Annotated in this window: 27 protein-coding genes; 11 read left to right on the top strand and 16 right to left on the bottom strand. The window is 62.0% G+C overall.

Going from position 1 to position 23226, the window contains the following annotated elements; translation table 11 throughout:
* Positions 1 to 6: 6 nt before the first annotated feature.
* On the bottom strand, positions 7 to 987 hold the full coding sequence (locus J2X24_RS00425) for an NAD(P)H-quinone oxidoreductase (protein ID WP_209714992.1): 981 nt from the start codon (positions 985 to 987) through the stop codon (positions 7 to 9).
* A gap of 119 nt (positions 988 to 1106) precedes the next feature.
* Between J2X24_RS00425 and J2X24_RS00430 the strand changes: the two genes are divergently transcribed.
* The 4 genes from J2X24_RS00430 (at position 1107) to hisN (ending at position 3625) form a co-directional block, all read left to right on the top strand.
* On the top strand, positions 1107 to 1328 hold the full coding sequence (locus J2X24_RS00430; RefSeq protein ID WP_209714994.1) for a DUF1192 domain-containing protein: 222 nt from the start codon (positions 1107 to 1109) through the stop codon (positions 1326 to 1328).
* Between the two features lie 171 nt (positions 1329 to 1499).
* The gene (gene rcdA / locus J2X24_RS00435; protein WP_209714996.1) at positions 1500 to 2024 is read left to right on the top strand and encodes a protease adaptor protein RcdA; all 525 of its coding nucleotides are present in this window, start codon (positions 1500 to 1502) and stop codon (positions 2022 to 2024) included.
* Positions 2025 to 2323: 299 nt separating this feature from the next.
* Complete coding sequence (locus J2X24_RS00440) at positions 2324 to 2707, top strand: helix-turn-helix domain-containing protein (RefSeq protein WP_209714998.1); 384 nt, start codon at positions 2324 to 2326, stop codon at positions 2705 to 2707.
* A gap of 105 nt (positions 2708 to 2812) precedes the next feature.
* Positions 2813 to 3625 carry a histidinol-phosphatase gene (hisN, locus tag J2X24_RS00445; protein WP_209714999.1) on the top strand — a complete coding sequence of 271 codons (813 nt, stop codon included), beginning with the start codon at positions 2813 to 2815 and terminating at the stop codon, positions 3623 to 3625.
* A 214-nt stretch (positions 3626 to 3839) separates the two neighbouring features.
* Here the strand turns inward: hisN and J2X24_RS00450 are convergent, their stop codons facing one another.
* The 6 genes from J2X24_RS00450 to J2X24_RS00475 form a co-directional block, all read right to left on the bottom strand.
* Positions 3840 to 4766 (bottom strand): oxygenase MpaB family protein, encoded by a 927-nt coding sequence (locus J2X24_RS00450; RefSeq protein ID WP_245344339.1) that lies wholly within the window; start codon positions 4764 to 4766, stop codon positions 3840 to 3842.
* 41 nt (positions 4767 to 4807) lie between these two features.
* The gene (locus J2X24_RS00455; protein WP_209715001.1) at positions 4808 to 5935 is read right to left on the bottom strand and encodes an alpha/beta hydrolase; all 1128 of its coding nucleotides are present in this window, start codon (positions 5933 to 5935) and stop codon (positions 4808 to 4810) included.
* The gene (locus J2X24_RS00460) at positions 5932 to 6798 is read right to left on the bottom strand and encodes a class I SAM-dependent methyltransferase (protein WP_209715003.1); all 867 of its coding nucleotides are present in this window, start codon (positions 6796 to 6798) and stop codon (positions 5932 to 5934) included. The genes J2X24_RS00455 and J2X24_RS00460 overlap by 4 nt, the downstream gene beginning before the upstream one ends.
* Positions 6799 to 6930: 132 nt before the next feature.
* Positions 6931 to 7416 carry a bacterioferritin gene (gene bfr / locus J2X24_RS00465; RefSeq protein WP_209715005.1) on the bottom strand — a complete coding sequence of 162 codons (486 nt, stop codon included), beginning with the start codon at positions 7414 to 7416 and terminating at the stop codon, positions 6931 to 6933.
* A gap of 125 nt (positions 7417 to 7541) precedes the next feature.
* Positions 7542 to 7727 carry a (2Fe-2S)-binding protein gene (locus tag J2X24_RS00470; protein ID WP_209715007.1) on the bottom strand — a complete coding sequence of 62 codons (186 nt, stop codon included), beginning with the start codon at positions 7725 to 7727 and terminating at the stop codon, positions 7542 to 7544.
* A gap of 222 nt (positions 7728 to 7949) precedes the next feature.
* Complete coding sequence (locus tag J2X24_RS00475) at positions 7950 to 8654, bottom strand: glycine zipper 2TM domain-containing protein (RefSeq protein WP_209715010.1); 705 nt, start codon at positions 8652 to 8654, stop codon at positions 7950 to 7952.
* Positions 8655 to 8824: 170 nt separating this feature from the next.
* Here J2X24_RS00475 and thiE point away from each other — a divergent pair, with 170 nt between their 5' ends.
* The gene (gene thiE / locus J2X24_RS00480) at positions 8825 to 9460 is read left to right on the top strand and encodes a thiamine phosphate synthase (RefSeq protein WP_209715013.1); all 636 of its coding nucleotides are present in this window, start codon (positions 8825 to 8827) and stop codon (positions 9458 to 9460) included.
* A gap of 156 nt (positions 9461 to 9616) precedes the next feature.
* On the opposite strand, the gene J2X24_RS00485 is transcribed toward thiE, so the two are convergent.
* Both J2X24_RS00485 and J2X24_RS00490 read right to left on the bottom strand, forming a co-directional pair.
* Positions 9617 to 10279 (bottom strand): hypothetical protein, encoded by a 663-nt coding sequence (locus J2X24_RS00485; protein WP_209715016.1) that lies wholly within the window; start codon positions 10277 to 10279, stop codon positions 9617 to 9619.
* A gap of 9 nt (positions 10280 to 10288) precedes the next feature.
* Positions 10289 to 10999 (bottom strand): hypothetical protein, encoded by a 711-nt coding sequence (locus tag J2X24_RS00490; protein WP_209715019.1) that lies wholly within the window; start codon positions 10997 to 10999, stop codon positions 10289 to 10291.
* Positions 11000 to 11123: 124 nt separating this feature from the next.
* Here J2X24_RS00490 and efp point away from each other — a divergent pair, with 124 nt between their 5' ends.
* From efp to J2X24_RS00505, 3 genes are all read left to right on the top strand, one after another.
* Positions 11124 to 11690, top strand: coding sequence for an elongation factor P (gene efp / locus J2X24_RS00495; protein ID WP_192620983.1), 567 nt, complete (start codon positions 11124 to 11126; stop codon positions 11688 to 11690).
* A 128-nt stretch (positions 11691 to 11818) separates the two neighbouring features.
* Positions 11819 to 12616: an inositol monophosphatase family protein gene (locus J2X24_RS00500; RefSeq protein ID WP_209715022.1), complete on the top strand. Its 798-nt coding sequence runs from the start codon at positions 11819 to 11821 to the stop codon at positions 12614 to 12616.
* Positions 12617 to 12701: 85 nt separating this feature from the next.
* The gene (locus J2X24_RS00505) at positions 12702 to 13670 is read left to right on the top strand and encodes an SMP-30/gluconolactonase/LRE family protein (protein WP_209715025.1); all 969 of its coding nucleotides are present in this window, start codon (positions 12702 to 12704) and stop codon (positions 13668 to 13670) included.
* Positions 13671 to 13716: 46 nt separating this feature from the next.
* On the opposite strand, the gene J2X24_RS00510 is transcribed toward J2X24_RS00505, so the two are convergent.
* The gene (locus J2X24_RS00510) at positions 13717 to 15552 is read right to left on the bottom strand and encodes an ABC transporter transmembrane domain-containing protein (RefSeq protein ID WP_209715028.1); all 1836 of its coding nucleotides are present in this window, start codon (positions 15550 to 15552) and stop codon (positions 13717 to 13719) included.
* A 220-nt stretch (positions 15553 to 15772) separates the two neighbouring features.
* Between J2X24_RS00510 and rpmE the strand changes: the two genes are divergently transcribed.
* The 3 genes from rpmE (at position 15773) to J2X24_RS00525 (ending at position 17347) form a co-directional block, all read left to right on the top strand.
* Entirely contained in the window at positions 15773 to 15997 is a 225-nt protein-coding gene (gene rpmE / locus J2X24_RS00515; protein WP_209715031.1) for a 50S ribosomal protein L31, read from the top strand.
* Positions 15998 to 16061: 64 nt separating this feature from the next.
* The gene (locus J2X24_RS00520; protein ID WP_209715034.1) at positions 16062 to 16436 is read left to right on the top strand and encodes a ribosomal maturation YjgA family protein; all 375 of its coding nucleotides are present in this window, start codon (positions 16062 to 16064) and stop codon (positions 16434 to 16436) included.
* A 20-nt stretch (positions 16437 to 16456) separates the two neighbouring features.
* A complete protein-coding gene (locus J2X24_RS00525) occupies positions 16457 to 17347 on the top strand; it encodes a heme-dependent oxidative N-demethylase family protein (protein WP_209715037.1) in 891 nt (296 codons plus the stop codon).
* A 196-nt stretch (positions 17348 to 17543) separates the two neighbouring features.
* Here J2X24_RS00525 and cckA read toward each other — a convergent pair whose 3' ends face one another.
* From cckA to flgC, 6 genes are all read right to left on the bottom strand, one after another.
* Positions 17544 to 19715, bottom strand: coding sequence for a cell cycle histidine kinase CckA (cckA, locus tag J2X24_RS00530; RefSeq protein ID WP_245344340.1), 2172 nt, complete (start codon positions 19713 to 19715; stop codon positions 17544 to 17546).
* Between the two features lie 87 nt (positions 19716 to 19802).
* Entirely contained in the window at positions 19803 to 20879 is a 1077-nt protein-coding gene (gene flhB, locus J2X24_RS00535; RefSeq protein WP_209715040.1) for a flagellar biosynthesis protein FlhB, read from the bottom strand.
* 134 nt (positions 20880 to 21013) lie between these two features.
* A complete protein-coding gene (gene fliR / locus J2X24_RS00540) occupies positions 21014 to 21778 on the bottom strand; it encodes a flagellar biosynthetic protein FliR (protein WP_245344390.1) in 765 nt (254 codons plus the stop codon).
* Between the two features lie 70 nt (positions 21779 to 21848).
* The gene (gene fliQ, locus J2X24_RS00545) at positions 21849 to 22112 is read right to left on the bottom strand and encodes a flagellar biosynthesis protein FliQ (protein WP_209715046.1); all 264 of its coding nucleotides are present in this window, start codon (positions 22110 to 22112) and stop codon (positions 21849 to 21851) included.
* 360 nt (positions 22113 to 22472) lie between these two features.
* A complete protein-coding gene (fliE, locus tag J2X24_RS00550; protein ID WP_209715049.1) occupies positions 22473 to 22781 on the bottom strand; it encodes a flagellar hook-basal body complex protein FliE in 309 nt (102 codons plus the stop codon).
* Between the two features lie 11 nt (positions 22782 to 22792).
* On the bottom strand, positions 22793 to 23212 hold the full coding sequence (gene flgC, locus J2X24_RS00555) for a flagellar basal body rod protein FlgC (protein WP_245344341.1): 420 nt from the start codon (positions 23210 to 23212) through the stop codon (positions 22793 to 22795).
* Between the last annotated feature and the right edge of the window lie 14 nt (positions 23213 to 23226).

Raw genomic sequence — 23226 nt, forward strand, 5'->3', positions numbered from 1 at the left:
CGCCGTTCAAATCTTGAGGGCGACCTTACCCTTGTGCGCGCCGGAATCCATATAGGCGTGCGCCGCCGCCACATCGCCGAAGTCTAACACCTTGTCGATCACAGGCTTGATCCTGCCTGCTTCGACAAACGGCCAGACCCTTTCGCGCACGGCTTCGGTCAGCCGCGCCTTTTCATCGCCCGATCGCGGCCGCAACATCGAGCCTGTCAGGATGGCCTGTTTCTGCATGATGCGGCGCAGGTCTATTGAGACCTCGGCCTGGCGGCTGGTACCGACCTGGACGATACGCCCTTTCGGGTTCAGGCACAGCAGGTTCTTGGGCGCAAAGTCGCCGGCGATGATGTCGAGCACCACATCGGCCCCGCCGAATTCTTTCACGGGCCCAACAAAGTCCCCGCCCTCGGTATCGATAACCAGGTCCGCGCCCAGGGATTTGGCAAACGTGCATTTGTCCTCGCCGCGCGCCGTGGCGACGACCCGCGCGCCAAACGCCTTGCCCATCTGGACGGTCATGGAGCCGATGCCTGAATTGGCCCCGTGGACCAGGACCGTCTCGCCGGCCTTCAGCGCGCCGTGCTCCATCAGGTTGGCATAGACGGTCAGCGCGGTTTCGGGCAGCGCCCCTGCGTCCTGCAAGCTCAAGCCCTTGGGCACGGGCAGCAGGTGCCGGATATCGACGGCGACATATTCGGCATAGCCGCCGCCATTGACGAGCGCGCAGACCTCATCGCCGACCTTCCACGCCGCACCATAGGGGGTAGACGGATGAATTGCCTCGATCGTGCCTGATACCTCGAGCCCCAGTATGATCGATGCCCCAGGCGGTGGCGGATAAAGCCCGCGCCTTTGCAGGATATCGGGGCGGTTGACCCCGGCGAACCGGGTGCGGACCAGGGCAAAACCTTGTTCCAATTCCGGTTTTGGCACATCGCTGAGTACCAGATCGGTCGGATTTTCACCGCTGCCGGTGACGAGGACGGCCTTCATGGTGATTCGTTTTCCTTGCTTTCTTCGCGCAAGAGGCGTTTCATAAGGTTAAGGACGAATGGCCGGAACGGGCCGGAATGTCCAGCGTGATTGACGCCTGCCGGGAGAAAGGTCCACTCATGATTGACGACGAACTGCCGATGTCCCTGCAAACACCGGCTAAGGGCGCTGCGGCGCTGAGTGGCCTTGCACGCGAGGATCTCGATCCTTACAGCGTCGAGGATCTGGAAGACCGCATCCAGGCCCTCGAAGGCGAAATCCGCCGCGCGCGCGAAGCCGTCGAACGCAAAAAAAATCGCCGCTCGGCGGCCGACGCTTTATTCTCTTTTAAGGGAAGTTAAGGATTACTAACCCTGTCTGGCGCCGCGACCGGCCAATGGGTGGCATGGCGGTTGCACGGAAAGTCTGGACAGGTCCGACCGATGACACACCGCCCTTTCCCATGGATATGGGATACGCGGGGTCAGAATGACGACCGCGCCGACACGATTTCAGCATAAGGCTCCTTAAGTATGTCCGACAGTTCCGCCTCGCCCCAGACCTCGCGCACCCACATCGTGCGTGACTTTGCCTCCAGCGATCTGTTCGACCGCACGTTCAAGGAAGGCATGGCCCTGGTCGAAGAGACGGCCTCGTACCTCGATGGCGACGGCCGCCGCGACTCGCGCCTGTTGAGCCGCGAAGACGCCCTGGTCTATGCGGGCGAAAGCATGCGCCTGACGACCCGCCTGATGCAGATCGCCTCGTGGCTTCTGGTCCAGCGGGCCGTACGCGAAGGCGACATGGAAGCGTCGGACGCCTGCGACGAGAAGTATCGCATTTCGCCCCTGAGCGCAGACGCGACGGAAAACACCAAGACCCTGCCGGGCGGCCTGCTGAACCTGCTCGACCGCTCGAACCGCCTCTATGAGCGCATCTCGCACATGGATAAGCGCATGTTCATCGACGCCGAGCCCGAAACCGCGGTCAACCCGGTCATCAGCCAGCTGCAGCGCCTGCAAAGCGCTTTCAGCGCCGACAATATCAATGGTCTCTGATCCGGTTCAGAACAGGATTCGTGACGTAAGGCGCCGGTCGATCCGGCGCCTTTTTTGTTCATGCCCGTTCAGGTAGATGAACGGGGGTTGAAGGGGACCGTCAGACTTCCAACAGCGTATATGTGGTTGAATATCTTTGTTCTTTCAGGAGGCGGTGTGCGCCAGCCTCCGGTCATAATTCACCGGAGAAGTGCATAGCCCCGTTATGAGAACGCCTTTGGCACGGCGTTTGAAACCTGAGAGGCGAGCCGTCTCACAACGAGACGCCCGCGACACACGAACAAGGGGTTTTAAACACCATGGCCACTGACATCGACCTGCACCTCGGTAAACGCCTGCGCCGCCGCCGCCGTCTCCTGGGCCTGACCCAGCAGCAGCTGGCGCTCGCCGTCGGCATCCGCTTCCAGCAGATCCAGAAGTACGAATGCGGCGCGAACCGCATCTCGGCCGCCCGCCTCTTCCAGCTGGCCAAGGCGCTGGAAACCCCGATCAACTATTTCTACGACGGCCTGACCGACGACAAGACCGAAGTCGCCGCCGTTCAGAACGAAGGCATCGAAGTGTTTTCGCGCAAGGAAACGCTCGACCTCATCCAGGCCTATTACCGCCTGTCGGAGCGTCCGCGCCGCCGACTGCTCGACCTCGCCAAGTCGCTGAATGGCGACAATGAGCAGGCCGCCTAAACCATAATCGGCATAAGTGCCGGCGGGCTCGCGGGATTACCACCGCCGGCGCACGCCACCGATTTCGTATGGACCCGCATGCCCTGAGACGGTATGCGGGTCTCTATGATTTTACAGCCCGACTATGCTCGCCTCGAAGCCTTCGCGCTCGACCTCGCCGCAGCCGCCGCCAAGGCCGCCCTGCCCCATTTCCGGTTGCTGGGGCTTGGTGAGGACAACAAGCTGGCCCACCTGTCCAGCTTCGATCCGGTCACCGAGGCCGACAAGGGCGCCGAGCGCGCCATTCGCGCCATGATCAGCCAGCATTTCCCCGATCACGGCATCATCGGCGAGGAATATGGCGAGGAAAACACCGGCGCCGACTTCATATGGGTGCTCGATCCCGTCGACGGCACGCGCGCCTTTATCTCGGGCCTGCCTTTGTGGACCACGCTGATCGGCCTGCGCTATCTCAGCCGCCCCGTCCTGGGAGTGATCGCCCAGCCGGTGCTGAAAGAGGTTTTCCTCGGCTCGCCGTTGGGGTCAAAACTGATCACGCCTCATGGCCGGAAGCCGTTGAGGGTCCGCAACTGCGCCAATCTCAATGAGGCTGTGATCGGCACGACGGATCCCTATCTTTTCCCCGGCATCGAGGGCGACGCCTATAACGCCCTGCGCAAGGCGACGAAGCTGGCGCGCTATGGCTGCGACGCCTATGCCTTCGCCATGGTGGCGCAAGGGACGATGGATATCGCTTTGGAGACCGGCCTGAAGCCGTGGGACATCGAAGCCATCATCCCGGTGATCGAAAACGCCGGCGGAGTGGTGACAAACTGGCGCGGGGAGGACGTTCCCGCCGAAGCCGGACAGGTGATCGCCGCCAGTTCGCGTGTGCTGATCGACCAGGCTCTGACGCATCTGCGCCCGGCGGCAAGTTAAGCACGACGCCCCACCACCATCTGCTTCGCAGATGGTCCCCCTCCCCAAATCTATTGGATTTGGGGAGGCAGGAAGTACGGCGTCGCGTAAATTGAGCCGTACGAAGGAAGGGACTTCTGTATCTTCTGCCTCCCCAAATCCAATAGATTTGGGGAGGGGGACCGCACGAGTGAGCCATCGATAGATGGCGAATGAGATGTGGTGGTGGGGCCTGTCACTTGTAGAGATACTCTTCCGGTAATCCCAACCTTAAACACGCCTGCACGGCCGGGCTCGACTTCAGCATCACCTTGTCTGCCAGTCCCGCGGCTTCGCGCAAGATCGGCCCTTCCCAGGCCCGTAAGCCATATGCGTCCGTCAGCCCAAGTCTTTCCCGCACCCAATCCGGCGTCAGACTGACCGCCGCGCGGACCAGCAATGGCTGAAGCGACCGCAAAGCCGGAGGCATCGCCTTCGCCCCATGCATCAGGTCAAGGAACTCAAAGACGATAGGCGAAGCTTCCAACTGATCGCGCATGGCGTCGAACTGCCGCTCGCGCTCCGCTTCTGACGCCGGCGCACCAACCGCGCCATAAAGCCTCGCGATCTCCTGGCCCTCGGCGTAGACTTGGTCCAGCTCCACGCGGCGCAACGGCTTCACATAGGCGCTGTAGGCCGCTGAAAAGCCAAAGGTCGCCGTTGCCTGCACCCAGTCGAGCAGCACTGTGTCGCTCGCGCGGTAAACCTCCCCCGACGGCAGGGTGCCCGAGACACGGTCATGCATGCGCCGGACACCGGCGATCATCGCTTCCGCCACGCTGCGCGCGCCATAGACGGTGACCATGGCCGCAACCCCCGTCCGGCGCAGGCGGCCAACAGGATCATGCCGAAAGCTCGAATGCTCCCAGACGCCCGACCGCACGCCGGGTTGCGCAAGTTCCAGGATAACCGCCGTAATCCCGCCGATGAATAGGCTGACCGGATTCTTGAAAATCCGCCACGACAGCGAGTGCGCCGGCACCAGGGCCGCCTCGCCTGCCGGCTTGCGGAAATTCACCGCCGGCGCGCCATCGGGCTTCAGAAGGGCCGCATAGGCATCGTCCGCCGCCCGCGTCAGAAGCGCCGGGATTGGCAGGGGCGATGGCATGAGTGCACTGAGCATGGCCGCACGCTACCGCAACCGGCCATCAGGATTCAATAAGATCAGGCGCGCTTCTCGGCGTCGTTCGGGGTCAGTCCCGGCTCCGTCTCGGGCAAGTGCTCGTCGTCGAGCGCCAGGGCATCCGTCGCCGCCATCGCGACCTCGTCCAGCCCTTCGTCCGGGACCTTGGCAGGGCTCGGCGCCCGCACGGCGCCGCGGGGGGCAACGAAGTCCAGCAGCTTGTCGATCTCGGCGAAAGCTTCGCGACGATACTCCTCGGCCTCTATCAGGATTTCGTGCTCTGCCCCGGCGATCTCGACATAGGTCGCCTTGCCGAGCTTCTTGGCGAAACCCTTGGACGGCTGCTTGGCGATCAGGTGGTCATCGCCCGAACACAGGATGGTCACCGGGGTCCTGACCTTCTTGGCGACCTTGTTCTTGTCCTTCAGAATCGTCTCGCCCAGCTTGAGCGCGAAGGACAGCCAGCCCCAGGTGGGCGAGCCCACCGCCAGGTGCGGACAGGCGAACAGCTGCTCGCGCCAGATATTGTAGCGCGCCGTATCGTGCGTCAGGGCGTCGTTCTCGAAGGTATGCTCGAACGGGTCGTCGAACAGCTCGGGCACATAGTCGGTGCCGCGGCCGTGATTGACGTGCCAGTTGGTCTGGAAATGCACGGCCCACAGGGCATGCCGGCCAGTCTTGACGCGCAGCATCGGATTGATGAACAGCGCGCCTTCGATGCGGGCCTCGCCCTTGATCAGGGTGGCCAGGTTGAGCGCCCCGCCCATGGAATGGCCCAGCATGATCCATGGCTTGGGCGCGCGATCCTCGAATGAATCGAGCAGGCGCTGATAGTCGTCAAGGAATTCATCCGCCGCGCGCGCATGGCACTTCAGCCGGTCCGGCAGCAGGCGGGCCGACAGACCCTGCCCGCGCCAGTCGTGGACGACGACGCAGACATCGCGCGCCAAAAGATCGCGCACGACTTCATAGTACTTTTCGATCGGTTCGGAACGGCCGGGACTGATGAAGATGGTGCCCCGCGGACGGCCCGCCGGCTCCCAGTAGCCAAGACGCAGGCGCAGGCCACCGGCGCCGCGATACCATTCGCCGCTGCCGCCTTCGGGCGCCTGCGACTCGGGGATCGACATAAGGGGGGCACTCTGCGACAGCGCTGCAATCCGGCTCATTGCGGTTTCCTGAACTTCAGCGTCATACGGTCGCTTTCCCCAATCGATTCGTAAAGAGTGCCGTCAAACTCAGGGTTTGGCGGCTGCCCGCGCGGCGACGTCAAACGTTGCGGAGGTAACGTCCATACTCCATAGGGATGATCCTTGTCATCCTTTGGATTGGCATTGATCTCGCTGGCGGCGTCAAAAGCAAAGCCGGCCTCGAACGCCAGTTGCTTGACGAACGGTTCCTGGACATAGCCGTTGGTCGCGCCCGGATCCTGGACATTGCCGATATCGGCGCGGTGCTGTTCAATGGCCAGGAGCCCGCCCGGCTTCAGCGCGGCGAAAGCATCGGCAAAGGCCTTTTCCGCGATGCCCGCGGCCATCAGGTCGTGCACAACCAACAGCATCAGAACGACGTCGGCGGTCTCCGCCTCGGTAATGGCCTGACTTTCCGGCCCGAAGGCGCTGAATTCGATTCCGCCGTAGAGCTTCTTGTTGCTGGAAAAACGCTCACGGTACTTTTCAGTGAGCGTGCCCGTGGCGCTTTGGGCGCCGCCAGTCGACGGAAACAGCGCCGCGATATAACGGCCTTTTCCGCGCGTCAGGTAAGGCCCCAAAATGTCGGTCATATAGCCGGCGCCCGGCCAGATATCGACCACGACATCGCGTGGCTGGATCTCGAAAAAGTCGATCATCTCAAGCGGATGACGGAAGGGATCACGCCCCTTGTCCAGGCTGTTGCGCCACCGCCCCGACACCGCCCATTGCGGCGTGCCTTCCTGTTGGGATTCCGGCTTGCGGCCACAGCCCAGCAGACCGGCCGCCGGCAAGGCGGCGGCCAGACCAAGGCTTAGCTGTCTGCGCGTGATACCGCCCAATACCCTGCCTGCATTATTTGTTTTCGTTGACGAAAAACGAAAACTTCGCCCGGCACGTTAGAGCGCATTCCGAAAAGAGTGAAGCGCTTTTCGGTCGGCTGCCGATCAAAACCGCCCGCGCGGGCAGAATATCTACCCCTCGCCTTCGATTTCCTTCATCCCGCTCTGGATGTAGTTGGCCTCGCCCATCAGGCGGATCAGGTTCAGCTGCGTTTCGAGGAAGTCGATGTGGTGTTCGGTGTCTTCCAGGATCTTCCGCAGCAGTTCGCGGCTGACATAGTCCTTCTGGTCGTCGCAGAACTTGACGCCGTCGACCAAGAGGGCATGGCCGCCCGTTTCGACATTGAGGTCCGAGGCCAGGGTCTCGGCGACCGTCTCACCGATGCGCAGCTTGTTCAGGTCCTGCAGGTTCGGCAGGCCATCAAGGAACAGGATGCGCTTGATAAGCAGGTCGGCGTGCTTCATCTCCTCGATCGATTCTTTGTAGACGATGCGGCCCAGGTGATAGAGGCCCCAGTTTTCCAGCATGCGCGCATGGAGGAAATACTGGTTTACCGCCGTCAGCTCATTGGTCAGAACCTTGTTGAGCAGCTTGATGATGTCGGGGTTGCCCTGCATGGCGGCCTCCTGAAAAGAAAATCAGGGCGACTCATACCGCCGGGGCGCGGGCATGTGAAGCAAAAAATGCTCTATAAAACAAAAACTTATGCGAATGAAAATAGGTTTTATTCGCAAGCGCCAAACTATTCGGCGGCCATCTTCAAAGCGGCCTGCGCCTCGTCGATCATTTCGCGCATCTCACAGACGCACTTGGCGCACTGCGCCTGACAGCCGGCATGGGCGAAAATGGCCTTGGGAGTCGATGCACCGCACGCAATGGCCTGATGCACCTGGCGTTCGCGAATAGCGTTACAATTACAGACGTACACGTAAAACCCTGACAGCCACGAACTTGATAATGCGAATGCGTATCAACTAACACACGCCCGATTCAAATGCAAGTCATTCGCACAAGGACCACAGGCCCTTGACCTGAAATCGTTACAGAGTGCGCTGAACAGCCTCATGCTTATAACAGGGACATGATATAATCATTAAAAAGCCCTCCGACGAATACCGGAGGGCTTTCTCAAAGGTAGCTCAACCTTGGCCTAGTAGCCGTTGTTGTAGGCCGTGGCGGAACTGGTTTCGCGCCAGCGGCCATTGCTGTCCTTGTAACCGTAGGCCTGGACGTTGCCTTCATGCCAGCGACCGCTTTCGTCCTTCCAGCCAAAGGCGACCGGCCGGCCTTCGCGCCAGGTGCCGCGTTCGTCGCGGAAACCTTCGGTGCGGTAGGTCGTGGAGCTGTAACGGTTGCTGTTATATCCGCTCTGGCCATAGTTGCTGCTATTGTTGTTATAGCTGCTGTTATAGGCGTAGCGGTCGTAAGGCGATGTCGAACGCGCTTCACGATCGTAATAGGTCGTCGTGTAGGTGCTCGAGTTCGGGCGCTCACGGAAATAGGCGACGTCATAGCCTTCCGGCGCCGAGGCCGGCGAGTAATAGCCGTTCTGGTAGGAATAGTACTCCCCGTTCAGGCACTTGACGCTGTTCTTGCCGATGTTACGGCCGACAACACCGCCGATGACGGCACCGGCAACCGTGCCGAGGCCGCGCTCATTCTTGGAAATCTGGCTGCCCAGGGCGCCACCGGCAACCGCGCCGACGACTGTGCCGGTCGTCTTGGCGTTGTTTTGCTTGGTGTAGCAGTAGCCATCATAATCCGTATCTTGCGCCATGGCAGGTACAGCCGATCCGGCTGCAACTACCAGAGCCATGGCCGCCCCAGCCGCCCACTTTGTCTTGGTCATGGTCATGGGTATTTCTCCTTTGGTCTCCGACGCGTCTTCGGCTGTCAGATGGCGGAAAATTAGGCGTTCGGACGCATACAAAACAATGTGAACCGCCCCCTTCAGGGTAAAATTGACATAAGATTCAATGCGCGGTTTTGCTTGACCCGCCTGCCCGCTTAAGGCACTCCGGCAACATGTCTTTGAAAACCCACGACTGCCGCCTCTATCTCATCACGCCGCCAAAGGTTCGCGACGCCGAAGCGTTCGCGCACGACCTCGACGCTGCCCTGTCGGCCGGCGAGGTCGCGGCGGTGCAGATCCGGTTGAAGGACACATCACCCGATGATATCCGCGCCGTCGCGAAGGTGCTGACGCCTATCGCGCACCGTCATGGCGCCGCCGTGCTGATGAATGACTTTGTCGAGCTGGCCAGGGAACTGGGGCTCGACGGCGTCCATGTCGGCCAGTCGGACATGGCCTATCGCGACGCCCGCCGCATTCTGGGGCCCAACGCCATGATCGGCGTCACCTGCCACAACAGCCGCCACCTGGCCATGGACGCCGCCGAAGCCGGCGCCGACTATGTAGCGTTTGGCGCCTTCTATCCGACCGCGACCAAGACGGTCGAACACATGGCGGAACTGGAAACCCTGTCGATCTGGCAGGAAACCATGGAAACGCCATGCGTCGCCATCGGCGGCATCACCGCTGGAAACGCCACGGACGTCGCGAAGGCCGGGGCGGACTTTATCGCCGTCTCGGGCGCGGTCTGGAACCATCCACAAGGACCGGCCGAAGGCGTCAAGGCGCTGCTGAAGGCGATTTCTTAATTCTCCTCCCTGTGCCGAAGGCATGGGGAGGTGGCAGCGCGCGAAGCGTCGCTGACGGAGGGGGGATGACTCCGGTAGCAATCCCCCTCCACCGCTGCGCAGTCGCTTCGCGCCGCTGGCGGTCCCCCTCCCCACCTTCGGTAGGGAGGAGATTTCCTAGCCACCAAACAGGCCCTTCTTCTTCCACACGATCGCCATATCGACCACTGCCGGATCAAGCCCCTTCAGCCGTTCGTCGTTCGACTCGATCTCCTCGTCGGCGCTGGCTTTCGCTCCGGCCGGCAGTTGCAGCCGCAGCTTCAAGGCGCAGCCGCCTTCGAGCGTTTCCAGCTTGCCGCCGCGCCAGTCGATGACCTCGCCGCCCCAGTCGAAGCGGAAGCCCGACATCAGGAAGGGCCCATTGGCCGCCTGAACCTCGGCAAGTGTCGTGCCCTTCCCCACGCCGCCCGGACCGCGCCAGGCGGTTGCGGCTTCACCCAGACGGACCTCGGCCACCTTGGTCATCTCCTTGTCGCGGAAGATGACCTCGATGCGCTCATCGGGCTTGTCGCGGAACAGCACCACGCCATTGACCACCTCATTGTCCGGCATGCTGAGCAGACCCGTGACCGCGCGCTCACCATATTCGGCCAGCAGGCTTTCAGCCGTCGCATCCGGCTTGACCGGATGATCACAACTCAGCGGCTGGTCCGACACGCGCGGTTCGGGCGCGGCCTCGCTGGACGCATCGGTCTGGTCCTGCGTCGATTGCGGATCGGTACACGAAGCCAGGATCAGCAACGACACGGCGCCAAGCGCCAACAAACGAAGGTTGCGCATATCCGTTCCTTATTCCGCGGGCGTCACACCAGCCGGCAGCGGCCAGCCGAACGACATTTCAACCACCTTGGGCTTGGCGTCCTTCAAACGCGGATCGTTCGATTCGACCATGACGCCATCGCCGCTGACGCCTTCTGGCAGGATATCGCTGTCGAAGCGCAATGAGATCGAACAGCCGCCGCTCAAATGCTCAAGCCGCCCGCCCTTGAAGTCGGCGGCGTACCCGCCGTAGTCCCATCCGAAGCCGCTGATGGTAAAGGGCTTGCCATTGACCTTTTCGACATAGTCGAGCGTCGAGCCGACGTGGATGCCTTCAGGCCCCGTCCAGGCGACGGCGCGATCCGCCGGTTCAATCCGCGATACGTGACGCATGGCCGCGTCCCAGAAGCTGATATAGAGCTTGCGCGATGGCACCATGGCGTAGAGCAGCAGCCCCCGGCTTTCGGTGCCTTCGGCGCCGGGGATCATGCCCAGTTGCGCATTGTTGCCATAAGCGACCGCAAGAGACTGATAGGTGTCGCCGACATGCACCGGCGTCAGGCAGTCAATCTTATTGGCGCTGACGGCTTCGGCAGGTTTACCGGAAGGCTCGCCCTCGGCTGGGACCGGCACCCACCGCTCGGACGTGGCTTTGACCGGCTTGCTCGGGCCGTCCGCCTTGTCCGAACAACCGCTGAAGGCCAGAACGGCCAATGCACAGATTACAGGATATGATCGCATCAAAGCTTCCCCTTGGCTCGGGACTATAGGCGTTAACCTCCTCGCCGCAAAGTCCCCTTGCCTTCCGCACCCGTAACCAGTAGTAACGCGGCCAACTTACCTCCTTCTTTGACAAGTTGAATCCATGAAAATCAACGCCAATACCATCAAGCCGGGCATGATCCTGGAGTATCAGAACGGCCTGTGGGCGGTTGTGAAGACCGAGCATGTCAAGCCGGGCAAGGGCGGAGCCTTCGCCCAGGTCGAAATGAAGAACTTGGTCACCGGCACCAAGCTCAATGAGCGCTTCCGTTCCGACGATACGGTCGAGCGTGCCGTGCTGGAACAGCGCGACCACTCGTTCCTGTACGAAGACGGCGACATGCTGGTGTTCATGGATCAGGAAAACTACGAACAGATCAGCCTGTCCAAGGAATGGGTCGGCGAAGACCAGGTCCGCTTCCTGCACGATGGCATGATCGTCGTCATCGAATCGCACGACGAAAAGCCGATCGGCATGAGCCTGCCCGACACCGTCGTCCTCGAAGTCGTCGAGACCGAGCCGACCATCAAGGGCCAGACCGCGTCTTCGTCCTACAAGCCCGCCAAGGCCTCCAACGGCATGCGCGTCATGATCCCGCCGTTCATGGGCGTCGGCGAACGCATCGTGGTCTCGACCGAGACCGGCGAATATATGAAGCGCGCGGATTAATGCGTTCGCACATCGATCCGATGTGCATGGAATTCAGTAACGGCAAACCTGGGCTCGAAGCGCGTCTTCGCCCAGGTTTGACTCTTTTTGGTAATGCGCGCCTTCGCGCCTGACACGGACACACTCCCATGACCGTTCTTCAATCCTCACTCATCCAGGTCATGGTCGGCGCCGTGCGCAAGGCCTGCAAGGGCATTTCGCGCGACTTCGGCGAGGTGACCGAACTTCAGGTCTCCAAGAAGGGTCCGGGCGACTTCGTCACCGCCGCCGACAAGCGCGTCGAAGCCGCCCTGTTCGAAGAACTCTTACGCGTCCGTCCGGGCTATGGCTTCCTGGGGGAAGAACAGGGCTTTGTCGAAGGCACCGACCGCACCCACCGCTGGATCGTCGACCCGATCGACGGCACAACCAACTTCATGCACGGCATCCCGCACTTTGCCTGCACGGTCGCCCTGGAACGCGACGGCGAAATCGTCGCCGGCGTCACCTATAACCCGATCCTCAATGACCTCTACTGGTCGGAAAAGGGCAAGGGCGCCTATCAGAACGACCGCCGCCTGCGCGTTTCGCAGCGCAAGCAATTCGATGAGAGCCTGATTGGCACCGGCCTGCCCTTCGTTGGCAAGCCCGGCCACGCCCAGGCTCTCAAGGAACTGCACCAGGTCATGCAGCGCACCGCCGGCATCCGCCGCAACGGCGCCTGCTCGCTCGACCTGGCCTATGTCGCCGCCGGCCAGTTCGACGGTTACTGGGAACGCGGCCTGAAGCCCTGGGACATGGCGGCCGGCATCCTGATGATCCAGGAAGCGGGCGGCAAGATCACCGACATCGATACCGAGGAGTCGCCGATGAACTCAGGCGAGATCGTCTGCGGCAATCCGGAAATCTACCCGCAACTTCTCGAAAAGCTGAAGCTTGCGAAGTAAATTTCCCGATTTGTTATACCAGCATTGTGATTGACAGCGCCGTCATGTGAGGCACACTCCCAAAAAAACATATTGGGAGACAATCATGACACTCACCCGCCGCACCGCTATCGGCGCGGGACTGGCCGCCCTGGCCACCGCGCCTTTCGCCGCCACCGCCGGGGAGGTTCCGGTTCCGCGCTCGAAATCCGGCGCGATTCTGGGCGAAGGGCCTTTGTGGTCCGAGCGCGACAGCACGCTCTACTGGGTCGATATCCGCGGCAAGAAGCTCAACGCGCTGGGTATCGGCGTTACGCTTGAGGGCGCGGATTCGTTCGGCGTCAAAAGCTGGGATATGCCGGACCTGATCGACTGGATCGTTTTGCGCAAGTCCGGCGGCTTTCTGGTCGGCATCCTGCGCACAGTCCATGCCTTGACGCTCGATCCCTTCAAGCTGACGCCGCTGTTCGAAATCGAAGCCGAGCAGACCGACAATCGCCTCAACGACGCCAAGGTCGATCCCCATGGCCGGCTGTGGACCGGCACCATGCACATGCCGTTCAATAAAAAGACGGCGGCGCTTTATCGCATCGATCCGGACCTGAGCCTGCATAAGGTCGATGCGCCCTATCTCTGCACCAACGGTCCGGGCTTCAATGCCGACGGCACGCGCATGTACCACAACGAAACCTCCGAAGGCATTTCGTACCAGTTCGATGTCGCACCCGACGGGTCGCTGTCGAACAAGCGCGTGTTTATGAAATTCGGCAAGGGCGAAGGCCTGCCGGACGGCGTGACCGTGGATGCACAGAATGGCATCTGGATTTCGCATTACAACGGCGGGCGGGTGACGCGCTTCAACGCTGACGGCTCGATCGACTTCGTCATTCCCATTCCGGCGAAGCAGTCGACCAGCATGACCTTTGCCGGCCCGAATCTCGATCGCATGTTCGTCACGACGGCCGCCCAACCGCCGGTCGACGCCGATGATCCGCAAGCCGGGACGCTGTTCGAAGTCCCGAAAGCGCTGCTGCGCGGCCATACCGGCCTGCCGACGGGTCAGTTCGCGGGGTAGCTCCCTCTCCCTGCTTGCGGGGTATAGCGCCAGCAGGGAGAAGGAATTAGCTCTCGAACTGCAACGACGCCAGCCGCTGATACAGCCCATCCCGCGCCATCAGTTCGGCGTGCGTGCCGCTATCGACCACGCGACCGCCATCCATGACAACGATGCGGTCGGCCTTGAGTACGGTCGCCAATCGATGGGCGATGACCAGGGTCGTGCGTTCGCGCATGGCTTCATTAAGCGCCGCCTGAACCAGGCGTTCGTTTTCGGCGTCGAGCGCCGAGGTCGCTTCATCGAGCAACAGGACCGCCGAGTTGCGCACGAGGGCGCGCGCGATCGACAGGCGCTGCTTCTGGCCGCCGGACAAGGACTTGGCGCGCTCGCCCAAGGGCTGCTTGAAGCCTTCCGGCAGGGCCTCGATGAACTGAAGCGCCTGCGCCTTGGCGGCCGCGAGCCGGACCTCGGTATCGGAGGCGTCCTCGCGGCCAAAGCGGATATTGTCCTCAGGCGAGCCTGAGAACAGCGCCGTGTCCTGCGCCACCAAAGACAGGCGGTCGCGGACATCTTTCGGATCGGCATTACGGATATCGACGCCGTCGAGCGTAATCACGCCGCTTTCGAAGTCGTAATAGCGTAGCAGCAGCTTGAAGACAGTCGATTTGCCGGCGCCCGACGGCCCGACCAGGGCCACTGTCTCGCCCGGGCGCACTTCAAGCGAAAAGTCGTTGAGCACCAACTGGTCTGGCCGCGACGGATAGGCGAAGGTCACGCCCGTGAACGCAATCTCGCCGCGCGGCTCCGGCAGGGTAGCCGGCCTTTCCGGCGCCTTGATCAACGGCTCGGAGCCCAGCAGCTCGTCGATCCGGCTCATGGCGCCGGCAGCCTTTTGCACATCGCCCCAGGTCTCGTTGAGATTGGCGACCGATCCGGCGGTAAAGACGGCCAGCATGACGAACTGGATCAGCACGCCGTTCGACATCCTGCCGGCCAGGACGTCCTGCGCCCCTAACCACAGCACAATCGCCGTGCCGCCGAAGACAAGCGAGATGACCATGGCGGTCATGGTGGCGCGGGTGGCGATGCGGCTGACCGACTTCCTGTAGGCGTCCTCGACGCTGTCGTTGAAGCGGGTTTGCGTGAAGCGTTCGCGGACGAATGCCTGCACCGTCTCCAGCGCATCGAGCGACTCGGTGGCGAAGCCAACAGCGCGGGCGAAGCGGTCCTGCGTCTCGCGCGTCACCTTGCCGACCTGGCGGCCAAAAACGATCAGCGGCACCAGCACCAGCGGGAAGATGGCCAGCACCATCAGGGTCAGTTTCGGGCTGACCACCATCATCATGATCAGGCCCAGCACGAACATCAACAGGTTGCGCAAGGCGATCGAGATCGAGGCCGCGACCAGGGTCTCGATAATCTGGATGTCGGCGGTCAGACGCGAGATCACTTCACCGGTGCGAATTTTCAGGAAATAGGCCGGATCGAGCTTGAGGATATGGGCAAAGACATCTTCGCGTATATCGGCAACGACGCGCTCGCCCAGGCGCGTGATAAAGAAGTAACGCAAGGCGGTGGCGACCGCCATCAGGAGCGCGACGCCGCCGAGGACCAGGAACCACCTGTTAAGCACGGCAATGTCGCCGGAGCCGAAACCGCTGTCGATCAGTTCGCGCGCCACGAAGGTCATGGCCGGCGTGGTCGTCGCCGAAATGACGAGGAAGACCAGCATCAGGGCAAGATCGACGGCCTGGCGTTTCATGTAGGGCCAAAGGCGGATTAATGGCCGCAGGTCACGCGTCTTTTCGCGGCGGCCGGCGGCGTGGCGAATCTGGCCGGCCAGTTCGGCGCCAGTGCTTGGGCGGTCCTGAATATCGCTTTGAGGAGTATTATCGGGCATCCGCCGTGCTTTAGAGGATTGGCCGGGGAATTGGAACCGGTCTGTTGAACGGGCGTTGCGACATATGCCCCCACCACCATCTGCCGAGTAACGAGGAGCTACGGGCGAGTAATTTCCTTGCATGGCAACGCGCCTTCATGTAAGAGCGCCGCTTCCGCTGACCACAGCTCAAACAATTCGGCGTCCGCACTCTGCTGGCTGGACGTGAAGGATCGCGAAAATGAAAAAAGAAGGCCACCCCGACTATCACTGGATCACCGTCACCCTGACCGACGGCTCGAGCTACAAGACGCGCTCGACCTATGGCAAGGAAGGCGCCGTGCTGAACCTCGATATCGACCCCCGTACGCACCCGGCATGGACGGGCGGCACGGGCACGCTGCTCGACCGTGGCGGCCGCGTTTCGCGCTTCAACAACAAGTTCGCCGGCTTCCTCAAGAAGTAAGCGACAAGCGAAATTGGAAAATGCGGCGTCCTCGGGCGCCGCATTTTTGTTTTGGAGGAAGAGCATGGTGTTTCGCTGGGGATACGCGCTGGCCACGGCCGCGGTGTTCTGCATCGAGTTGGCGATCGCCATCTTTCTCAACGATCCCCTGATCCGACCGCACGTCGGCGATGCCCTGGCGGTTATCCTCGTGTATCTGGGTTTGCGGACCATCTTGCCGTGGCGGCCACTGCCGGCGGCCTTGACGGCGCTGGGTGTCGCGTTTGCCATCGAGCTTGGACAGTTGTTCCACATCCGCGACCTGCTCGACCTGTCCGACAGCGCATTGGTGCGGTTCACGCTTGGCGGCGTGTTCGACGTAAAGGACCTTGTCTTCTATACGGCCGGCGCCATCCTTGCCCTGGTCGTCGAAGCCGCACGCCGCGAGCGCATCGCCTGATTCTGTGTTAATCAGGCGAGATGCACACCCCCTATGACGGCACGTCCAAACTGTTCACGATCGGTCTGAAGCCGCTCGACCTCGCCGACTGGATCGAGTGCGACCAAGCTTTACGCGCCTATCTCGACGAAAAAGACCGGCTGATGACCCGGGTGCCGCATGAGGTTTTCGCCGCCTTGCCTGGCAGCGAAGCCGCGCAGGACGAAGTCCTGATGCTGCTGGCCGATTACCTGCCCGAACGTTTCCCCGACATCTATCAGCGCATGGGGCCACAGATCGATATTGTGCCGGCCTTTCGCCGCATCCGGCTCGATGACCCGCTAATGCCGCGCCTGCTTCTGGCGTCCGCGTTGGTGCAGGAAGATCTGGTCATCCTGCAAAAACGCGAGGATGGCTGGACGGTGACGGCAGGCGCATTGGCCTTTCCGTCGTCGTGGCGCCTGTCGGACAAGCTGGGCAAGCCGATGCACGATGTCCATGGTCCAGTGCCGGACTTCAACGCCGGTACGCGCAACGCCATGATGATCGAGCGCATGTTCGATAACCTGAAACCCGAAATGCCGGTGATGCGCTGGAACTGGTCGCTGTATGGCGACGATGTGCTGCATCATCCCGAAGCTGGCAATGGCGGCCGCCGTTTCGGCGAGGGCGAAATCGCCGAGCACGTTTATCTGCGCGTCGAGCGCCAGACCTTGCGCAAGCTGCCGCAATCGGGCGCGATCCTGTTCACCATCCGCATCTATGTCGATCCGCTGGAGGCGCTGGACAGCCACGCCGACGGGCCTGCGATTGCGCGCGCTCTGATCACGCAAATCCGCGAACTGACGCCCGAGCAATTGGAATACAAAGGCTTGGCGTTGGAGAAGGAAAGCGTAATCCGGCGGCTTAAGGAAATAGTAGAAACGCGCTGAAAACCCTCCTCCCTGTCGCGCAGCGATGGGGAGGTGGCATCGAGCGTAAGCGAAGATGACGGTGGGGGGCGGCTCCGACGGAATACCCCACCACCGCATCGCGCCGGTGGCCTCGGCGGCAGCCAAAGCACCGCCTTGTGCGATCTCTCCTCCCCATCGCTACGCGACAGGGAGGAGCGATCGCGCATAACGATTCCTAAGCAGCGAGTTGCTCTTTGACTCTTTCAGCAAGAGTTTTGATGTCCAACGGCTTCGGCAGGAATGAGACGTTCTTTTCCTCTTCCAGCAGATCCGAGAATTCCGATTCGGCATAACCCGAGATGAACATGACCGGCACATTGCCGATCAGCGGCCGGGCGCGCTTCAGCATCGACGGACCGTCGAGGCCGGGCATGATGACGTCAGAAATCAGCAGGTCAAAACGCCCGCCCTCGGCCTCGATGATCTCAAGCGCCTGTTCGCCGTCCTCGGCCTCCAGCACCTCGTAGCCGCGCTGGCGCAGCAGGTGGGCAGCGATGCCGCGTACGATCTGCTCGTCCTCGACGAACAGGATGCGGCCGACGCCCGACAGGTCCTTCGGCACCGGCTTGGCTTCGGCCACGGGCTTGGGCGCCGCCAGTTCCTTTTCGGTCTCGATCCAGACGGGTAAGAAGATGCGGAAGGTCGCGCCCTGCCCCATCTTCGAATCGATCAGGATATGGCCACCGGCCTGGTTGATGATGCCATGCACGGTCGACAGGCCAAGCCCCGTGCCCTCGCCCAGCGGCTTGGTGGTGAAGAACGGCTCGAAGACCTGCGAAATGATTTCCGGTGGGATCCCTGGACCGGTATCGCTGACTTCGATCAGGGCGGCGCCTTGTGCCGGCGCTTCGGGCCAGCCGCGCGCCTTGGCTTCCGCCTGGCTGAGCGGTGCCGTGCGGATCATGACCTTGCCGCCCCCTTGGGCGCGCATGGCGTCGCGGGCGTTGACGACCAGGTTCATCATGACCATTTCCATCTGCCCCTTGTCGACATGGACATTGGGCAGGTTCCGGCCGTATTCGGTCTCCAGCTTCACGTCTTCACGCACCAACCGGCGCAACAGAACTTCGGCTTCGGAGACCATCTCACCGACATTGAGCGTCACGCGCTTGACCGTCTGCTTGCGCGCAAAGGCCAGCAGGTTGCGCACCAGGTCTTCGGCGCGGGCGATGATCTGGCGAATGCCGTTCAGGTCCTCATAGGACGGATCGCCGAGGGGGTGGTTGAGCAGCAGCTGGTCGTTGCGAAACTTGAAGCCGGTCAGGAGGTTGTTGAAGTCGTGCGCCATGCCGCCCGCGACTTGGCCGATGGCCTGCATCTTCTGCGACTGGATGAGCGTGGTCTCCAGCTTCTTCTGTTCGGAGACGTCGAAGAGATAGAGCGTGAATCCACCGGCTACCGGCGAGACATAAATCTGGATCGGACGATCGGCCTTGGTGCGCAGTGAAATGTCGAACGGCCCGGTCTTGCCGCCATCGCGACTGACAGCCAGGCGCTCGATCAGGTCGGCGCGCGAATTGTCGTGGACCAGTTCGCCGAACGTCCGCCCGGCCAGCGTGTCGGGGTTCTGCTCGGTCAATTGCGCGAAGACGCGGTTGAATTCGCTGATGTGGGCAGAAAAGACGTCGTCGCCCATGACCAAGGCGGCGCCGAATGGCGCGGCTTCGGCAAACGTGTCGAGCTTGGCTTCGGCCAGCGGCTCTGGCGGCGTTTCCGGTTGCGGGTTGGACTGCGGCGCATCGCCGGCGACCCGGCCTTCGTGCTTCAGCATGACGCCCTGGCCCAGCACGCCTTGCGATCCGGCGCGCACCAGCACCAGGTCTTCGCCCAGACGCGACACGACCATTTCGAAATCAAAGCCGCCCAGCTTGACGAGGGCGCGGCCCATGCCATTGGCCTTGGCTTCGCGCATGGCGACGAAGAGCGACGGCGCCTCATCACCCTGCGGCAGGCGTTTCGCCCCCCCGCCGGCCTCGGTCCAGGCAGCGTTGGCGGCGACGATATGACCATCATAGCCCGCGACCGCAGCGGCTTCTTCAAGGGAGCCGACGAGATCGGCGGCGCGAAAACCTTCATTGGTCAGGATTTCGGTGTCGCTGGAAAAGGTGAACATGCTGAGGAAGATGACGACCGCGAAGGTCATCAGGAAGATGGCCAGCAGCAGCCCGGCCGGCAGGTGACCGGCGACCAGCCACACGGCGATGCAGGCAAAGACCACGACGGCCGACACAATGCTCAGTGTCCAGACATTTACCGCCTCGCGGAAGCGCGCCACGGTAAAGCGGTCACGCCAGCTGGGAGATGCGACCTCGGGCTGGTCGGCAGGGTTCATCGGTCGTGCGGACAAAACGGTTACCTCACGGTACAGGGACGCGGCGAATCACGGATGAGTTTAGCGCATTTGGAGAATTCGCGCGCGTCAAGAAAGGTTGCCTTAAAAACCTCTGCGCTTGCGGGTCAGAACGAAGCTGATCAGCCTGGCGACCGCGGCGAAATGTTCTTCCGGAATGACCTCGTCGATATCGATGGCGGCATAAAGCGCGCGCGCCAGGGGCGGATCTTCGACGATCGGCACCTCATGCTTGCCGGCCTCTTCCCGGATTTTCAGGGCCAGCGCGTCGACGCCCTTGGCGACGCAGACGGGCGCGGCGGTTTCACCGGCCTCGTAGCGCAGGGCGACGGCGTAGTGGGTCGGGTTGGTGACGACCACGGTGGCGGTGGCGACATTCGCCATCATGCGGCGGCGGCCTTTTTCCATGCGCAGTTGACGCAGCTTGGCCTTGATGTGCGGGTCGCCTTCGGTTTGCTTGTATTCTTCCTTCTGCTCTTCCTTCGACATCTTCATTTTCTGCATGAAGCGGAAACGTTGCAGCATGTAGTCGGCGCCGCCGCCGACGAACAGAAAGATGCAGACCGAGATGGCCAGGACCAGCAGGATGTCGCGGCAGTAGGGCAGGATCAGCGCCGGCGACACATGCGTCAGGCTGACAATGCCATTCAGCCGGTCCTTGAGGACATTCCAGACGATGATGCCGGTGACGATCAGCTTAAGCAGGGTTTTGCCGAACTGGATGAGGGCGTCGGGCCCGAACAGTTTTCCCAGTCCCGCGATCGGGTTGAGGACGGCGAAGTTGGGCTTCAGCTTTGACGGCGTGAACATGAAGCCCGTCTGCATGACATTGCCGGCGACACCCAGGAACAGGGCGCCGCTCATGACCAGGATCAGGACCGGCAACACGCTCATCAGCAGATCGCGGAAGATGGTCATGCCACCGTCGCCGTCCATCGAGTTCAGCAGCTGTTCCGGATGCGCTATGAAGGGCAGCAGGTCGCGCGCCAGGTCCATGCAGATGGACGGTCCGGCAAAGGCCAGGACACCCACCGCACCGATGAGCGACATGGCCTGCGGCAGGTCCTGCGACTTTGCAACGTCACCCTTCTCCCGCGCCTGCTGGAGTTTTCGGGCCGAGGCCTCTTCGGTCTTGTCCTCCTGATCGCCACCCTCAGCCATGTTTCAGGCCTCCTGTGGCGATCAGGCAAGGCCAAGCGGCCGTCGCTGCGGGCGCGCTCAAGGAGCAGAGCGTTAGCGCATCGCCCAATGCAGCGAGCCCGTGCGGCGCCTGAGCACAAATATGTTCGCCACCCTCAGCCATTTCCGTTCCTTATGAAGACAGCGAGGAAATCCTGGTAGTGCTCGATGAAGAGCATGCCGATGGCGCCAAGGCTGAGCGCCATCAGCGCTAGGCCCAGCAGGACACTGAGAGGGGTGGCGGCGAAGAAGACCGGAAAGTTCGGCATCATGCGGCCGACAAAGCCGACCGCGATGTTGAAGATCAGGCCGAAGGCGAGCAGCGGCGCCGCCATCTGCATGGCCAGTACGAAGCTGCGCGAAACCGTCTGGACCATGAGGGTCACCGCGTCGCCGACCATCACCGATTTGGTGGCCGGGAAGACGGTGAAGGAATCGACCATGGCCCGGATGAACAGGTGGTGCAGGTTGGTCGCATAGATCAGCACCAGGCCGAGCATGGCCATGAAGGTGCCGAGGCTGGTCGACGGCTGCGCCTGGGCCGGGTTGGCGGTCTGGGCGAAGGATAGGGTCGTCTGCAACGACATGATTTCTCCGGTGGTGACCATGGCGTACATGAGCACGCGCATCAGGGTTCCCAGCATCAGGCCGATAATGACTTCGTGCAGGACCTGGCCCGTCATGCCGCCTAGGGTCAGCGGCATGGGCGGCAGGGTATGGCGCACGATCGGCGTCACAACGACGGCCAGTACCAGCGCGAAGCTCAGGCGGTAACGCGGCGGCACGGCCTGGTCACCGACGCCCGGCATCAGCATGATCAGGCTGGACAGCCTGATGAAGATCAATCCGACGGCCCACAGCTCGGCGGAGGTGCCAAACATGGACGTGAGCTCGCTGCCCGGCGTGGCCGCCAGGGGTGCCAGGCGCAGCGGAGGCGCCGCCAACAGCATCTTACATGCTCGCGATGCGGTTCATGACCTGGTGCATGAAGCTCGACAACAGGGCCCCCATCATGGGCAGGAAGAGCAGCAGGGCAACGAAGATGGCAATGATCTTCGGGGCGTAGATAAGGGTCTGTTCCTGGATCTGGGTCAGGGCCTGGAACAGGCCGATCGCCACCCCGACAACGAGGCCTACCAGAAGGATCGGCGTGCACAGCTGGATCGTCAGCCAGATTGCATCGCGTCCAAAAGCCAGAACCTCGCCACCGTTCATCGTTACTACCCTGGTCTACGCACCCGGCAAAACTTGCCGGGCATACCCTGCGGAAATTGCCCTGTGCACGGTTAATAGCGCATTAAGGATGGAGAGATTCTTTGTAGGAGGCGAGTGGGATATCAGGCGGCCTTCCCCCTTCCGTCATCATCGGCCAAAGGCCTCGATGCCACCTTCCCCGTGAACGGGGAAGGAAAAGTCCCGGACGGGCCCGCGCCCAAGATGGATTGAATAACTTGGGAGCTAGGCCGTGATGCTGAGTCGAAAACCGTGATTGCATGAGCACCCGCAGCGACGTGTACTTAGGTACACGAGCAAGGGCGCGGAAGACGATTGCGGTTTGCAGACCAGCAGCGTGGCCTAGATGGGCATGCGCATGATTTCCTGGTAGGCCGAGATCACCTGATCGCGGATGGCGATGACGCTTTGCAACTGCGTCTCGGCCGAAGCGACGGCGGTGACGGCGTCGATCAGCTCGACCCGGCCTGACTGCTGGCCAGCCATCATGGTTTCGGCGCCTTGCGTCGCCTTGTAGGTCTGCTCCAGGGCGCCCTGCAGCATCTTGCCGAAGTCCGGACCTTGCGCAGCTTGCGCCCCGTCATCACTGATGGCGGCGGCCTGTTGCTTGATGGCGGCGCCATAGGCGCGGGCGGCGATCAGGGCATCCATGGTTTAATCTCTTACTGCTGGAGGATGTCGAGCGTCTTGGTTTTCATGGCGCGCGCCGTGTCGATGACGTTGAGGTTGGCCTCATAGGCGCGCTGCGCTTCGCGCATGTCCATGGTTTCGATCAGCGAATTGACATTCGGCTTCTTGACGTAGCCTTCCGCGTCGGCCGCGGGGTGGGCGGGATCGTATTCCATGGTGAATTCGGACGTGTCCGGAACGACCTGGGCCAGCTTGACGCCGGTTGCGCCATCGATCGGCGCCGCGGTGAAGACCGGCTGCTGGCGGCGATAGGGATCCCCGCCCTTCACGCGGCTGGTCGAATCCGAATTGGCGATGTTTTCCGCGATGATACGCATCCGTGCCTGCTGCGCCTTCAGCGCCGAGGCCGCGACCGCCATGGTCTGATCGGAATGAATAACCGGCTTTACCATTTGATACTCCTACT

This window comes from Asticcacaulis solisilvae (assembly GCF_017875235.1).
Classification (GTDB): domain Bacteria; phylum Pseudomonadota; class Alphaproteobacteria; order Caulobacterales; family Caulobacteraceae; genus Asticcacaulis; species Asticcacaulis solisilvae_A.